The sequence below is a fragment of the Enterobacter sp. DC4 genome, from assembly GCF_000568095.1.
GTDB lineage: Bacteria > Pseudomonadota > Gammaproteobacteria > Enterobacterales > Enterobacteriaceae > Enterobacter > Enterobacter pseudoroggenkampii.
The window spans coordinates 65,198-79,742 of record NZ_AZUB01000008.1 but is presented as its reverse complement, the minus strand read 5'-3'; the positions used below and the strand labels follow the sequence as shown (position 1 = coordinate 79,742).

At 56.8% G+C, this 14,545-nt stretch carries 12 protein-coding genes; 7 read left to right on the top strand and 5 right to left on the bottom strand.

Features of this window, described 5'->3' with window-relative positions; all coding sequences use genetic code 11:
* Positions 1–152: 152 nt before the first annotated feature.
* The 3 genes from glpE to P349_RS04560 are packed head-to-tail and all read left to right on the top strand — an operon-like array spanning position 153 to position 2,138.
* Positions 153–485 (top strand): thiosulfate sulfurtransferase GlpE, encoded by a 333-nt coding sequence (gene glpE, locus P349_RS04550; RefSeq protein WP_006177908.1) that lies wholly within the window; start codon positions 153–155, stop codon positions 483–485.
* A 47-nt stretch (positions 486–532) separates the two neighbouring features.
* The gene (gene glpG, locus P349_RS04555; RefSeq protein ID WP_032648308.1) at positions 533–1,363 is read left to right on the top strand and encodes a rhomboid family intramembrane serine protease GlpG; all 831 of its coding nucleotides are present in this window, start codon (positions 533–535) and stop codon (positions 1,361–1,363) included.
* A 16-nt stretch (positions 1,364–1,379) separates the two neighbouring features.
* Positions 1,380–2,138, top strand: a complete 759-nt coding sequence (locus tag P349_RS04560) for a DeoR/GlpR family transcriptional regulator (protein ID WP_008503060.1) — start codon at positions 1,380–1,382, stop codon at positions 2,136–2,138.
* Between the two features lie 97 nt (positions 2,139–2,235).
* Here the strand turns inward: P349_RS04560 and malT are convergent, their stop codons facing one another.
* Positions 2,236–4,941, bottom strand: a complete 2,706-nt coding sequence (malT, locus tag P349_RS04565; RefSeq protein WP_032648310.1) for an HTH-type transcriptional regulator MalT — start codon at positions 4,939–4,941, stop codon at positions 2,236–2,238.
* A gap of 585 nt (positions 4,942–5,526) precedes the next feature.
* On the opposite strand from malT, the gene malP reads away from it, so the two are divergent.
* Together malP and malQ are read left to right on the top strand one after the other, a co-directional pair.
* Positions 5,527–7,920 carry a maltodextrin phosphorylase gene (gene malP / locus P349_RS04570; protein WP_032648312.1) on the top strand — a complete coding sequence of 798 codons (2,394 nt, stop codon included), beginning with the start codon at positions 5,527–5,529 and terminating at the stop codon, positions 7,918–7,920.
* Between the two features lie 9 nt (positions 7,921–7,929).
* On the top strand, positions 7,930–10,008 hold the full coding sequence (gene malQ / locus P349_RS04575) for a 4-alpha-glucanotransferase (protein WP_032648314.1): 2,079 nt from the start codon (positions 7,930–7,932) through the stop codon (positions 10,006–10,008).
* A 110-nt stretch (positions 10,009–10,118) separates the two neighbouring features.
* Here malQ and gntT read toward each other — a convergent pair whose 3' ends face one another.
* The 3 genes from gntT to gntX all read right to left on the bottom strand — a co-directional run bounded on the left by gntT (position 10,119) and on the right by gntX (position 13,072).
* Positions 10,119–11,435, bottom strand: a complete 1,317-nt coding sequence (gene gntT, locus P349_RS04580) for a gluconate transporter (RefSeq protein ID WP_024907902.1) — start codon at positions 11,433–11,435, stop codon at positions 10,119–10,121.
* A gap of 316 nt (positions 11,436–11,751) precedes the next feature.
* Positions 11,752–12,327, bottom strand: a complete 576-nt coding sequence (gene nfuA, locus P349_RS04585; RefSeq protein WP_003861601.1) for a Fe-S biogenesis protein NfuA — start codon at positions 12,325–12,327, stop codon at positions 11,752–11,754.
* Positions 12,328–12,388: 61 nt separating this feature from the next.
* Positions 12,389–13,072 (bottom strand): DNA utilization protein GntX, encoded by a 684-nt coding sequence (gene gntX / locus P349_RS04590; protein ID WP_032648317.1) that lies wholly within the window; start codon positions 13,070–13,072, stop codon positions 12,389–12,391.
* A gap of 38 nt (positions 13,073–13,110) precedes the next feature.
* Here gntX and bioH point away from each other — a divergent pair, with 38 nt between their 5' ends.
* Positions 13,111–13,884, top strand: coding sequence for a pimeloyl-ACP methyl ester esterase BioH (gene bioH, locus P349_RS04595; RefSeq protein ID WP_032648318.1), 774 nt, complete (start codon positions 13,111–13,113; stop codon positions 13,882–13,884).
* Between the two features lie 111 nt (positions 13,885–13,995).
* On the top strand, positions 13,996–14,265 hold the full coding sequence (locus P349_RS04600) for a YdgH/BhsA/McbA-like domain containing protein (RefSeq protein WP_032648320.1): 270 nt from the start codon (positions 13,996–13,998) through the stop codon (positions 14,263–14,265).
* A gap of 33 nt (positions 14,266–14,298) precedes the next feature.
* Here P349_RS04600 and feoC read toward each other — a convergent pair whose 3' ends face one another.
* Positions 14,299–14,535 (bottom strand): [Fe-S]-dependent transcriptional repressor FeoC, encoded by a 237-nt coding sequence (gene feoC, locus P349_RS04605; protein ID WP_032648322.1) that lies wholly within the window; start codon positions 14,533–14,535, stop codon positions 14,299–14,301.
* Between the last annotated feature and the right edge of the window lie 10 nt (positions 14,536–14,545).

Genomic DNA, 14,545 nt, shown 5'->3' with positions numbered 1-14,545 from the left:
TTCGATATCGCTCATAATAGCAAAGGAACGCGCTTTTGGTAACATCAAAAAAACAATTTAGAGTGATATGGATAACATAATGGCGTTTACCCGCCGCCAGGACGTACACTACGGGGTAAAATTGTGTCGTTGACCACTGTAAAGAGAACACCATGGATCAGTTTGAATGTATTAACGTAGAAGAAGCCCACCAGAAGATGCACCAGGGAAAAGCGGTGCTGGTGGACATCCGCGATCCGCAGAGTTTTGCGATGGGTCATACGCCGGGCGCGTTCCATCTCACCAACGACACGCTGGGCGCGTTTATGCGCGATAACGACTTCGAGACGCCGGTTATGGTCATGTGCTATCACGGCAACAGCAGCAAAGGCGCGGCGCAGTACCTGCTTCAGCAGGGTTACGACGCGGTTTATAGCGTCGACGGCGGTTTCGATGCCTGGCATCGTCATTTCCCGGCGGAAGTTGAATACGCTTTTGAGCGCTGATCCCGCTATACTGTCCCCTTTTGTGTGGAAATAAGCGACCGCTGCCCATGTTGATGATCACCTCTTTTACCAACCCGCGCGTCGCCCAGGCGTTTGTCGACTATATGGCGACGCAGGGCGTTATTCTGACTATTCAGCAACATACGCAGACCGACGTCTGGCTGGCCGATGAGAGCCAGGCCGGGCGGGTAAACGAGGAGCTGGCGCGTTTTCTTGAGAACCCTGGCGACCCGCGCTATCTGGCGGCAAGCTGGCAGTCCGGCCAGACCGGCAGCGGATTGCACTACAGCCGCTTTCCCTTCCTCGCCACCATTCGCGAGCGCGCGGGTCCGTTTACGCTGCTGCTGATGGCGGCCTGCATCATCGTCTTCATTATCATGAACGTGGTCGGCGACCAGAGCGTGATGATTGCCCTGGCGTGGCCCTATGATCCGTCACTTGAGTTTGACGTCTGGCGCTACTTTAGCCACGCGCTGATGCACTTCTCGGTGATGCATATCCTCTTTAACCTGCTCTGGTGGTGGTATCTCGGCGGTGCCGTTGAAAAGCGTCTGGGCAGCGGCAAGCTGATCGTTATCACCCTTATCAGCGCCCTGCTGAGCGGCTACGTGCAGCACAAGTTCAGCGGGCCGTGGTTCGGCGGTCTATCGGGCGTTGTGTATGCCCTGATGGGCTACGTCTGGCTTCGTGGGGAGCGCGATCCGGAAAGCGGCATCTATCTGCAACGCGGATTAATAACCTTTGCGTTAATATGGTTAATTGCCGGATGGTTTGATCTGTTTGGTATGTCTATCGCCAACGGTGCACACGTCGCCGGGCTGGCCGTGGGGCTGGCGATGGCGTTTGCCGACACGCTCCATGCGCGAAAACGAACATAATTCTCAGGGATAATTGATGAAACAAACACAACGTCATGACGCCATTATCGAACTGGTAAAAAAACAGGGATACGTCAGCACCGAAGAGCTGGTGGAGCAGTTTGCCGTCAGCCCACAAACCATCCGTCGTGACCTGAACGACCTGGCCGATCAGAACCGTATTCTTCGCCACCACGGCGGCGCGGCGCTGCCGTCGAGTTCGGTCAACACCTCCTGGCACGACCGTAAAGCCACACAAACGGCGGAGAAAGAGCGTATTGCCCGCAAGGTCGCCAGCCAGATCCCGAACGGGGCAACGCTGTTTATTGATATCGGCACCACGCCGGAAGCGGTCGCCCATGCCCTGCTGGATCACGAGAACCTGCGCGTGGTCACCAACAACCTGAACGTGGCTAACACCCTGATGCAGAAAGACGATTTCCGCATCATCCTCGCGGGCGGGGAGCTGCGCAGCCGCGACGGCGGAATTATCGGCGAAGCCACCCTCGATTTTATCTCCCAGTTCCGCCTCGACTTCGGCATTCTGGGGATCAGCGGCATCGACAGCGACGGCTCGCTGCTGGAGTTTGATTACCACGAGGTGCGCACCAAGCGCGCGATCATTGAAAACTCGCGCCACGTGATGCTGGTGGTAGACCATTCGAAGTTTGGCCGTAACGCGATGGTGAACATGGGCAGCATCAGCATGGTGGATGCGGTCTATACCGACGTGATGCCGCCGGCGGGCGTGATGCAGGTGATTAAGGATAATAATCTGCAGCTGGAATTGTGCTAACGGTTGTGTCGGGTGGCGCTGCGCTTACCCGACCTACAAATTGTTCTCCCTCTCCCTGTGGGAGAGGGCCGGGGTGAGGGCATCAGGCCGCACAAAACTAAACTCCGTACCCCATCATCTTCAACAGCTGCTGTGCATGCTGCACCGCATCCTGACGATGCGCCACGCCCAGCTTCTGGTACAGGTTGCGGATATGCGTTTTGATGGTGGTCGCCGCCACCGCCAGCTCACCGGCAATCTGTTCGTTGCTGTAGCCTGAATAGATCAGCCCCAGAACCTGCCATTCGCGCTGGGTGAGCGGGCTGGTGCGAATAAGCTCCGGCACTTCCGGGTGGTTCAGCAGACGTTCAACGAAGTTCTCATCAAAATGCGCGAACTTGTGCCGATGATGCTGGTTAATCTCGCGCAGAATACGCTGGGCGCGATGCTGATCCAGCTCCGGCAGTGTGTTGAGCTGAATAAGCTGACGCAGCTGCTGCGCCATCACTTCACCTTCAATCACAAAGTGGCTGATAAACCCGGTGCGGTTAGCCAGCTGCAGCGCCTCCAGCAGCACGCGCTGGGCATCGTTTTTACGACCCGCCTGCCAGTAGAGCTGGTTCTGCAGCAGCAGGTTGCGGTTCAGGTCGCTCATCAGGCGCAGGCTGCGCGCATTCTCGTTCAGCTCCTCCAGCACAATCTCAGCGGGCTCTAATTCACCGAGCAGGATCTGCGCGCGGGCAATGTTGCGCCACTGGCTCTGCAGGAAGTGGTTGTTGGCAAATTCCGGTTTTGGCGTCTGACGCAGCCAGTTGGCGGCGGATTTTTTATCGCCGGTCATCTGCCAGTAAATCACCCGGACCTTATCGGCGTTTGACACCCAGTCGCTATGATACTGACCGTTGCCGAGCAGGTTTTCCAGGCGGTTAAGATGGTTGCGGGCGTTATCGAGATCGCCGCGCGCCAGCGAGCACTGGACCAGCAGCGCCAGACACTGCAGCTGCTGCTGCGGCTGGAAGCTGGAAAGAACATCCACACCCTGACGGGCACAGCTTTCTGCTTCATCCAGACGCGACCATGCCCACAGCAGCTGAGCGCGAATACGCAACAGGAACTCGTGCATCGGCAGTTGTTCCAGATGCTGTTCACGAATCAGCTGGAACGCTTTTTCCTGGTTTTCCCAGGCGGCCTGCAGGAACCCCTGCGCGAATAAAATCTCACTCTGTTGGATCAGGCTCCACAGCGCGTAGTGCCAGACATCATGACGACGCGCCATCTGCTCGGTTTGCTGCATCAGTGAAAGCGAACGCGTGAGATCGCCTTTGCAGTGCAGCACTTCGCCGTGCACCGAGGTCGCCACGATGCGGCTGTAGAAGTTAGCCAGCGGCAGTTCATCCAGCGCGACCATCGCCAGCCGTTCAGCTTCGTCCGGGTCGCCGTCGTTAATGGCCACCTGAGCGCGCAGCGCGTTGAACTCGCCGTGCAGGGTGGTATCCATTTCGCTTTCCATCTCCTGCTCGGCGCGCGCCAGCAGGGTGTTCACTTCGCTGTAACGATGCTGACTCTGCATCAGCCAGGCCTGCAGCAGCACCAGACGCGGGTTCTCCAGCAGGCTTTCCCACGGCAGGGCTTTGAGGGACTCTTCCAGCAGCGTCAGTTCGCTGTGGTTAAACAGGCCCCATGCATGGTTGAGGAGGATATCGCGCAGCATGCTGGCATCACCGGCGGCCAGCGCGTGGTGGATGGCCTCGCTCGGGAAACCTTGTGCCATCCAGCCTTCAGCGGCGGCACGGTGAATCTCCGGGAGTTCAACCGCCATTTCCCACTGACAGCGCTGGCGCAGGAAGCTACCAAACAGCGGGTGATAGCTAAACCACTCGCCCGGATCGTCCATGCGCGTCAGAAAAAGGCCCTGACGTTCAATCTCTTCGAGCTGCAGCTGACCGTTTTCACAGCCCGTCACCCGCACGATGAGCGCATCATTCATGGAACGCAGCAGAGAGCTTTTCAGCAGGAAATTACGCGTCGAGGGATCGACGCTGTCCAGCACCTCATCCACCAGGTAGTCAGAAAGGTGGCTGGCGTTGATGCCCGCCAGACGCCGCGCAGACTGATGCGCCGGACTGTTGTTTTGCCGGGCAGAGAGGGCGATAAGCTGCAGCGCCGTCGCCCAGCCCGCAACGTCATCACACAGACGGCTGCTTTCGGCGGCCTCAATCGGTGAGGTCAGGCGGCAGTCAAAGAACTGTTTTGCTTCCTGGTGGGTAAAGGCCAACTGCTGGCTGCCCACTTCCAGAAGCTGATCGCGCACGCGCAGGTTGGCAATACCCAGCTGCGGCAGGTTGCGTGACAGCACGACTAAAGTCAGGTTTTCCGGCTGATGGCGCAGGAAGAAACGCATCGATTCATGAATCACCGGGTTAGTGATGAGATGATAATCATCAATCACCACGTAAAGCGGGCGATGCCATTCGGCCAGTTCGATAAACAGCTGAGAGAAAAGGGAAGATAAGCTGGCATACTGGCGCTTTTGCACCATCATCTCACTGGCGACGCAGTGTCCATGGGTGGCTTGCTGTATGGCGGCAATCAGATAGCTGGCAAAACGCTCTTGCTGGTTATCGCCCTCATCGAGGGAGTACCAGCCAAGATCGCTCTTACCTGCGGCCCATTGCGAAATGAGCGTTGTTTTTCCATAACCTGCAGGGCTCGTAACCAGCGCCAGTCGGAAATTATGCGCGCCGGAAAGTTTAGCCAACAGACGTTCGCGGACCACTGTATGGTCAAGGCGAACCGGGCGACTTAATTTAGACGGAATCAACATAGGTTTCACTTCACTGTGGGGAACGAGAGATTTTATTTTTTTTGCGCTTCGTAATTAATGGATATAAGGTCGGCCAATAAGTTAACTATTGCAAGTTATGTCTGGATTTGGTGGCTGTGAATTTGCACTCTGTCACAAAACATTCAGGAAGAAGATGGAACTTTCTGGAAAGGTCTTTGACGCCCCGTCACTGCTGGCTTGTCTGTACTGGTTACCGCTGCGCTGAAACTGGTTTCAGAAAGGGATAGTGACGTCAAATTTAATATACTGCTGGTAAAGTTAAGGGAGATTAATAATCTCCTTAGCGATTACGTGATTGCAGAAATATTATTCTACGTAAGTAATTATTTCGGTGGGGTTTGATTTCACCCGAAACTGCATTTCATTTCTTTGACATTATCCTCGGTTACTTTTTTATCTTCCGGGCACACTCGAACTATGCTCTGAGAGTGGCCTCGATCACACTTTTCTGCTCATCCCTGCTACTCCTCCCTGTCTAATCCCCCACGGGAGGAGGAAGAGGGGAAATGAGCCAGGCACACTAGCGCCAACTTGTGTTTTCTTTCTAAAGGATGCCGATCCCCTATGTCACAGCCTACCTTCAACAAAGCTCAATTCCAGGCTGCCCTGACGCGTCAGTGGCAGCGTTTTGGCCTTCATGCTGCAAATGAAATGACGCCTCACCAGTGGTGGCAGGCAGTGAGCGGTGCGCTCGCAGAGCAGCTGGATGCTCAACCTCTGGCAAAACCGGTAAAAGGCCAGCGCCATGTAAACTACATCTCAATGGAGTTCCTGATTGGCCGTCTGACGGGCAACAACTTGTTGAACCTCGGCTGGTATCAGGAAGTCGGTGATGTGCTGAAAGAGCATGACATTAACCTGACCGACCTGCTGGAAGAAGAGATTGACCCGGCGCTGGGCAACGGCGGCCTGGGACGTCTGGCGGCCTGTTTCCTGGACTCCATGGCGACCGTCGGCCAGTCGGCGATTGGCTACGGCCTGAACTACCAGTACGGCCTGTTCCGTCAGTCGTTTGCCGACGGACATCAGATGGAAGCGCCGGACGACTGGCATCGCAATACCTATCCGTGGTTCCGCCACAACGCGCAGCTGGATGTGCAGGTTGGCATTGGCGGGAAAGTGACAAAGCAGGGGCTCTGGGAGCCTGCGTTCACCATCACCGGTGAAGCCTGGGATCTGCCGGTGCTTGGCTACCGTAACGGCGTGGCGCAGCCGCTGCGTCTGTGGCAGGCGAAGCATGCCCATCCGTTTAACCTGACCAAATTCAACGATGGCGATTTCCTGCGCGCCGAGCAGCAGGGTATCGACGCCGAGAAGCTGACCAAAGTCCTCTATCCGAACGACAACCACCTGGCCGGTAAAAAGCTGCGCCTGATGCAACAGTACTTCCAGTGCGCCTGCTCCGTGGCGGACATTCTGCGTCGCCATCACCTGGCGGGCCGCAAGCTGGCGCAGCTGCCGGACTTCGAAGTGATTCAGCTCAACGACACGCACCCGACGATTGCGATCCCGGAACTGCTGCGCGTGCTGATCGACGAGCATCAACTGAGCTGGGATGACGCCTGGGCCATCACCAGCCGTACCTTTGCCTACACCAACCACACCCTGATGCCGGAAGCGCTCGAGTGCTGGGATGAGAAGCTGGTGAAAGCGCTGCTGCCGCGCCACATGCAGATCATCAACAAGATTAACGACCAGTTTAAAAAGCTCGTGGATAAAACCTGGCCGGGCAATAAAGCGGTCTGGGCGAAGCTGGCGGTGGTTCACGATAAGCAGGTGCGCATGGCAAACATGTGCGTGGTGAGCGGCTTTGCGGTGAACGGCGTGGCGGCGCTGCACTCAGATCTGGTGGTGAAAGATCTGTTCCCTGAATACCACCAGCTATGGCCAACCAAATTCCACAACGTGACCAACGGCATCACGCCGCGTCGCTGGATCAAGCAGTGCAACCCGCTGCTGGCCGGCCTGCTGGACAAGACCCTGAAGAAAGAGTGGGCCAACGATCTGGACCAGCTCATCAACCTGGAAAAACAGGCCGACGACGCGAAATTCCGCGAGCAGTACCGTGCGATCAAGCTGGAGAACAAGGTTCGCCTGGCGGAGTTCGTGAAAATGCGTACCGGGATTGAGATCAACCCGAATGCGATTTTCGATATCCAGATCAAACGTCTGCACGAGTACAAACGCCAGCACCTGAACCTGCTGCACATTCTGGCGCTGTACAAAGAGATCCGCGAGAACCCGCAGGCTGACCGCGTGCCGCGCGTGTTCCTGTTCGGTGCGAAAGCGGCGCCGGGCTACTACCTGGCGAAAAACATCATCCTCGCCATCAACAAAGTGGCGGCGGCGATCAATAGCGATCCGAAAGTGGGCGACAAGCTGAAGGTGGTGTTCCTGCCGGACTACTGCGTCTCGGCGGCTGAAATGCTGATCCCGGCGGCGGATATCTCCGAGCAGATCTCTACCGCAGGGAAAGAAGCGTCCGGTACCGGCAACATGAAGCTGGCGCTGAACGGTGCGCTTACCGTCGGTACGCTCGACGGGGCCAACGTCGAAATCGCCGAGAAGGTGGGGGAAGAGAATATCTTTATCTTCGGCCATACCGTGGAAGAGGTGAAAGCCATCAAGGCCAAAGGCTATGACCCGGTGAAATGGCGTAAGAAAGACAAAGTGCTTGATGCAGTGCTGAAGGAGCTGGAAAGCGGTAAATACAGCGACGGCGACAAGCACGCGTTTGACCAGATGCTGCACAGCATGGACAAACACGGCGGTGACCCGTATCTGGTGATGGCGGACTTCACGGCCTATGTCGAAGCGCAAAAGCTGGTCGACGTGCTCTATCGCGATCAGGAGGCGTGGACCCGGGCGTGCATCCTGAACACCGCCCGCTGCGGTATGTTCAGCTCTGACCGTTCAATCCGTGATTATCAGGCCCGTATCTGGCAGGCAAAACGCTAAGGAAGCGCGATGGAGAGTAAACGTCTGGACAGCGCCGCGCAGGCGGCGGGGATCAGCCTCAGTTACATTAATGCTCACGGCAAACCGCAGTCTATTGGCGCCGACACCAAAAGACGTTTGCTGGACGCTATGCACAAAACCGACGCGAAAGCGTCGGCTGCGCCGGTGCCGAACGTGAAGGTATTCACCGCAGGCAAAAAGATGCCGCTGGCGGTGGAGGGGCGCGGCGAGTTTAGCTGGCTGCTGACTACCGAAGAGGGGCATCAGCACAAAGGCCACGCCACCGGCGGCAAAACGTTAAACCTTCCGGCAAAGCTGCCGGAGGGCTATCACACCCTCACGCTCACCCAGGATGACCTGCGTTTCCACTGCCGGGTGATCGTCGCGCCAAAACGCTGCTACGAGCCGCAGGCGTTGCTCGAAGGTAAAAAGCTGTGGGGCGCCTGCGTGCAGCTCTACACCCTGCGTTCGGACAGCAACTGGGGCATCGGTGATTTTGGCGATCTGAAGAATATGCTGGCATCCCTGGGCGAGCGCGGCGGCGCGTTTATCGGCCTCAACCCGATCCACGCGCTTTATCCCGCCAACCCGGAGAGTGCCAGCCCGTATAGCCCGTCGTCCCGTCGCTGGCTGAACGTGATTTATATCGACGTTAACGCCTTAGATGACTTCAAAAACAGCAAAGAGGCGCAGGCGTGGTGGAAACTCAGCACCACGCAGCAGGCGCTGAAGCAGGCGCGCGAAGCCGACTGGGTGGATTACTCCACCGTCACGGCGCTGAAAATGGCCGCGCTGCGCCTGGCGTGGAAAGGCTTTTCGCAGCGCGACGACGAGCAGATGGCGGCGTTCCGCCAGTTCGTGACGCAGGAGGGCGAGAGCCTGTACTGGCAGGCGGCGTTTGATGCGCTGCACGCGTATCAGGTGAAAGAGGACGAAATGCGTTGGGGCTGGCCGGTTTGGCCTGAAGCGTATCAATCCGTCGACACGCCGGAAGTAAAAGCGTTCTGTAAAAAATATGCCGATGAGGTGGACTTCTACCTGTGGCTGCAGTGGCTGGCGTACAGCCAGTTTGCCGCCTGCTGGCAGGTGAGCCAGGGCTATAAGATGCCGATCGGCCTGTATCGTGACCTGGCCGTCGGCGTGGCGGAAGGCGGCGCGGAAACCTGGTGCGATCGTGAACTTTACTGTCTGAAAGCCTCCGTGGGTGCGCCACCGGATATCCTTGGCCCGCTCGGTCAGAACTGGGGATTGCCGCCAATGGATCCGCACGTCATGGCGGCGCGCGCCTACGAGCCGTTTATCGACCTGCTGCGCGCTAACATGCAGAACTGCGGGGCGCTGCGTATTGACCACGTAATGTCCGTGCTGCGTTTGTGGTGGATCCCGTACGGTGAAACTGCGGATCACGGGGCGTACGTGCAGTACCCGGTTGACGATCTGCTGTCGATCCTGGCGCTGGAAAGTAAGCGCCACCAGTGCATGGTGATCGGTGAAGATCTCGGTACCGTGCCGGTGGAAATTGTCAGCAAGCTCCGCGACAGCGGCGTCTACTCCTATAAAGTGCTCTATTTTGAAAACGACCATGAGAAAACCTTCCGCGCGCCGAAAGCGTACCCTGAACAGTCAATGGCAGTCGCGACGACGCATGACCTTCCTACGCTTCGTGGCTATTGGGAAAGCGGCGATCTGACGCTCGGCAAAACGCTGGGACTGTATCCTGATGAAGAGGTTCTGCGCGGCCTGTATCAGGATCGCGAGCTTTCTAAGCAGGGGTTGCTGGATGCGCTGCACAAGCAGGGCTGTCTGCCGAAACGCGCCGGGCATAAAGCGTCGTTAATGTCGATGACCGCGACCCTCAACCGTGGTTTGCAGCGCTATATTGCCGACAGCAACAGCGCCCTGCTGGGCCTGCAGCCGGAAGACTGGATTGATATGGCGGAGCCGGTGAACATTCCGGGCACCAGCTATCAGTACAAGAACTGGCGTCGCAAGCTGTCTACCACGCTTGAGAAGATGTTTGCCGATGACGGAGTGAACAGGCTGATTAAGGATTTGGACAAGCGGCGAAAAGCAGCCGGTAAGAAGTGATAAAAAAACCGCCATTGGCGGTTTTTTTATTGCCCGGTGGCGCTGCGCTTACCGGGCCTACATGTATCGAGTAGGTCGGGTAAGGCGTAGCCGCCACCCGACTTATGGCATCAGACCACCATATTGAGCAGCAGCACCCCGACCAGACCGCACACCGAAATAATGGTTTCCAGCGCGGACCAGGACTTGATGGTTTCACCGATCGTCAGGTTGAAGTACTCCTTGAACAGCCAGAAGCCCGGGTCGTTAACGTGAGAGAAAATCACGCTACCGGAACCGACGGCGATAACCATCAGCTCAGGGCTTACGCCCGTGGTGGCAATCAGCGGGGCAACGATACCGCCTGCGGTAATCGCCGCAACGGTCGCAGAACCCAGCGCAATACGCAGAACCGCGGCAATAGACCAGGCCATCAGGAGCGGCGACACGTTGGTTTCATGCATCATGGCAGCGATGTATTTGTCCACGCCGCTGTCGACCAGAACCTGCTTGAATGCACCGCCACCGCCGATGATCAGGAGCATCATGGCAATGATTTTGATGGACGAGGTCAGCGTGTCATTGATCTGATCCATGGAGCGGCCACGGTTCAGACCGAAGGTGAACATCGCGATCAGCACGGCAATCAGCGTTGCCATCACCGGGTCACCCAGGAATTCCGCAACGGACAGGAACGCATGACCTTTCGGCAGGATCATCTCTGCCACGGCACGCATTGCCATCAGGATCACCGGTACCAGAGAGGTCCAGACGCTGACGCCAAAACCAGGCATCTCTTCTTCGGTGAAGGTTTTGGCGCTGTACAGACCTTCCGGGATTGGCTTATCAATGCCCTTCAGGAAGCGGGCATAAACCGGGCCTGCCAGAATCACCGTCGGGATCGCCAGAATCGTACCGAACAGCAGGGTTTTACCCATATCCGCGTGGAAGATGGTCGCGATAGCGGTTGGACCCGGGTGCGGCGGCAGGAAGCCGTGGGTCACGGACAGCGCCGCAGCCATCGGCACACCAACATACAGCAGCGGGATGCTCGCGGCAGCCGCGATGGTGAACACCAGCGGCAGCATCAGCACGAAGCCCACTTCATAGAACAGCGCGAAACCGACGGTAAAACCGGTTAACACCACTGCCCACTGAATATTCTTCTTACCAAATTTGTCGATAAGCGTGGTAGCAATACGCTGGGCGCCACCACAGTCCGCCAGCATTTTACCGAGCATGGCGCCGAAGCCCATGATCAACGCCAGGCTGCCGAGCGTGCCGCCGACACCGGCTTTGATGGAACTGATAACTTTAACCAGCGGCATACCCTGCATCAGACCGACTGCAAGTGCCACCAGAACCAGAGCGATAAATCCGTTCATTTTGAAACGGATCATCAAGAGCAGTAATAACACAACACCGATAGCAACGATGACTAATGGCATGATTTACCTGGCCTTTGAATTGTTATGGGTAACGTCATTGTTTCAACGACACATTCCGATTGTCCCAACTGGGAACAGAGAAGTAACGGCACTAATACTGATGCCTTGGAAACCATTAAGTTTAGTCGGCTGTTATGAGTGTGCTTAGTGCCCATGAGAATGATACGGGTAACATGACGTGATTGAGAATCACCCTGGCAGGCAAAATGTGAATTATGAGACGCAGGTCAACATATAGAGGGGAACGAAGAGGGGGGGCAGGGTTTAGTAGGCCCGGTAAGCGCAGCGCCACCGGGCAATACAGACGGGCAATGAATCAGTAGTAAGAGTGCTCGCCGCGCTGGTGTTCGGTCAGGTCACGCACGCCTTTCAGTTCCGGGAACTCGTTCAGCAGCTGCTTCTCGATCCCTTCTTTCAGGGTGACATCGACCATTGAACAACCGTTACAACCGCCGCCAAACTGCAGGATCGCCAGGCCATCTTCCGTGATTTCCATCAGGGAAACACGACCGCCGTGGCCCGCCAGCTGTGGGTTGATTTGGGATTGCAGCAGATACTCGACGCGCTCCATTAGCGGGGCATCGTCAGACACTTTACGCATTTTCGCGTTCGGCGCTTTCAGGGTCAGCTGAGAACCCAGCTGATCGGTGACGAAGTCGATCTCCGCATCTTCAAGATACGGTGCGCTCAGCTCATCAACATAGGCGGTGAGCTGTTCAAATTTAAGGGCAGTGTCGGTGGCTTCCACAGCGTCCGGAGGACAATAAGAAACACCACATTCTGCATTCGGAGTGCCTGGATTAATCACAAACACGCGGATCTGCGTCCCTTCTTCCTGATTTGCCAGCAGTTTGGCAAAGTGCGCTTGTGCAGAATCGGAAATACGGATCATAGCTTTGGCCTAATAGTTGACTAAATTACCTGGGTATAATCATACGCCCATTGAAGAAGGGCTACAAGGTACGGCACAGACACCATACCTGAACCGACGCGGCGCCGCTTCGCAAAAGCAGTCGGGAAAGTTCAGCAACGGTACTGCCCGTGGTGACGACATCATCCACAATCGCGATATGGAGACCGTCGACCGGTAATTCAAGGCGAAAGGCATTTTTGAGGTTTCTTTTGCGAAGTCGCGCGCTGAGCTGATGCTGGATGGCGGTGGCATGAACACGCGTCAGCGCGCTGGCATCATACCGACAGCCTAGCCACCGTGCGAGGGAACGGCAGATCAGGTCACTCTGGTTATAGCCGCGCCGCCAGTGCCGATGTCGGTATAAGGGGACATTCACCACCCTGTCAATTTTCGGCAGTGCGCGATGACGCCGTGCCTGCAAAACCGCCAGCAATAGCAGGCGGGCAAGGGGCGGTGCAAGCGAGCTCTGCCCGGAAAACTTCAGCGCGTGAATCAGCCTGCTTAGCGGTGGAACATAATCATCTACGGCCACCAGCGCGCTCCACGGCGGGGATTTCTTCAGGCAGCGGCCGCAGGGCAAAGAGGAATTTGTGGCCGGTAAACCACATTGTGGACAGATCCCGATACGCCATTCCAGCGAACGCGTACAGACGGAGCAGACGCCCCACTCGCTTAGCGCCAGTGGCATTCGGCATAGCCAGCACAACCCAGGTACTGTTAGCATGTGCAACCTCCATGTGAAAAAAAAGAGAACAGTAACTGATGAAGACGCTGTGGTGGCAGACTGTAGGGACAGGAAATTGCCATCTTGTGCTGCTGCACGGATGGGGCCTGAATGCGGAGATATGGCATTGCATACGTGAGGAACTCGCCTCGCATTTCACACTGCATCTGGTGGATTTACCCGGCTTTGGCCGCAGCCGCGGGTATGGCGCGTTGTCGCTTGATGAGATGGCGCAGCAGGTTCTGGACGCCGCGCCGCAAAACGCTGTCTGGCTGGGCTGGAGCCTGGGCGGGCTGGTGGCAAGCCAGATTGCGCTGTCGCGGCCTGACCGCGTACAAGCGCTGGTGACGGTGGCATCGTCACCCTGTTTTAGCGCGCAGGACGCGTGGCCGGGGATAAAACCCGAGGTACTGGCGGGCTTCCAGCAGCAGCTGAGTGAAGATTTCCAGCGGACCGTAGAGCGCTTCCTCGCCCTGCAGACGATGGGAACTGACACCGCCCGTAAGGATGCCCGCACGCTGAAGCAAACCGTGCTGTCGCTGCCGATGCCGGAGGTTGAGGTGCTAAACGGCGGTCTTGAGCTCCTGAAAACCGTTGATCTGCGCGCGCCGCTGGCCGCCCTGACGCTGCCGCACCTGCGTATTTATGGTTACCTCGACGGGATTGTGCCGCGCAAAGTGGCTCCGCTGCTGGATGAACTGTGGCCGAACAGCGAATCGCAGATCATTGCCAAAGCCGCACATGCCCCGTTCATCTCTCATCCGGCGGAGTTTTGTTCAGCGCTCATTGCGTTAAGTCAACGTTTCGACTGATTATTTTCTATCCTGCCTGGAAAAAGTAACACACCGCAACCATACTCCAGATGTCGTTGCGGTTGTTCTGCCTACGATAATCAAAACAACAATCCTATGGAGAGTCAGGCTATGAAACTTGTTACAGGTATTGTCACTTCTCTGGTTATTGGGTCACTGTCATTTGGCGTCTTTGCGGCAAAAGAGCTGGAAAAAGATAAAGTTGCCAGCATGAATCTGACGAAAATTGGTGAGATTACTACGTCTGACACCACCGCGCCGATGGACGCGAGAAAAGAGCTGTCGAAGAAAGCGGATGAGCTGGGCGGAACGTACTACGTCGTCACCAGCGCTGAAAAGCAGACCAAAAACGTACGCGCAACGGCGGACGTCTACAAGTAACACGATAAAGCCGGGCAGCGATGCCCGGCTTTATTAACGCAGTGCCCACCATTCCCTGAGGCAGGCCTTTCCTTCCGGACAGCTTTTACAACTGCCGGAGAGACAACTGTCCGGCTCTTCCTGAATCCGCACCGCTTTCCCCATGGCTTCCAGTCTTTCCAGCATGGCATCGATCATCGGCTGCGGCGTGTGCAGGCTGAGGCTCAGCTGTTCCGCCTCCATCCGCCCCTGTAGCGCCAGCAGGTCACGAACCTGAATCAACGATGCCATGTGGTGTACT

Excerpts from the sequence above, each read along its gene's own strand:
- gntX (WP_032648317.1), bottom strand. The coding sequence starts at position 13,072 with ATGCTAACAGTACCTGGGTTGTGCTGGCTATGCCGAATGCCACTGGCG.
- feoC (WP_032648322.1), bottom strand. The coding sequence starts at position 14,535 with ATGGCATCGTTGATTCAGGTTCGTGACCTGCTGGCGCTACAGGGGCGG.
- malT (WP_032648310.1), bottom strand. The coding sequence starts at position 4,941 with ATGTTGATTCCGTCTAAATTAAGTCGCCCGGTTCGCCTTGACCATACA.
- glpE (WP_006177908.1), top strand. The coding sequence starts at position 153 with ATGGATCAGTTTGAATGTATTAACGTAGAAGAAGCCCACCAGAAGATG.
- bioH (WP_032648318.1), top strand. The coding sequence starts at position 13,111 with ATGAAGACGCTGTGGTGGCAGACTGTAGGGACAGGAAATTGCCATCTT.
- nfuA (WP_003861601.1), bottom strand. The coding sequence starts at position 12,327 with ATGATCCGTATTTCCGATTCTGCACAAGCGCACTTTGCCAAACTGCTG.
- P349_RS04600 (WP_032648320.1), top strand. The coding sequence starts at position 13,996 with ATGAAACTTGTTACAGGTATTGTCACTTCTCTGGTTATTGGGTCACTG.
- gntT (WP_024907902.1), bottom strand. The coding sequence starts at position 11,435 with ATGCCATTAGTCATCGTTGCTATCGGTGTTGTGTTATTACTGCTCTTG.
- glpG (WP_032648308.1), top strand. The coding sequence starts at position 533 with ATGTTGATGATCACCTCTTTTACCAACCCGCGCGTCGCCCAGGCGTTT.
- P349_RS04560 (WP_008503060.1), top strand. The coding sequence starts at position 1,380 with ATGAAACAAACACAACGTCATGACGCCATTATCGAACTGGTAAAAAAA.
- malQ (WP_032648314.1), top strand. The coding sequence starts at position 7,930 with ATGGAGAGTAAACGTCTGGACAGCGCCGCGCAGGCGGCGGGGATCAGC.
- malP (WP_032648312.1), top strand. The coding sequence starts at position 5,527 with ATGTCACAGCCTACCTTCAACAAAGCTCAATTCCAGGCTGCCCTGACG.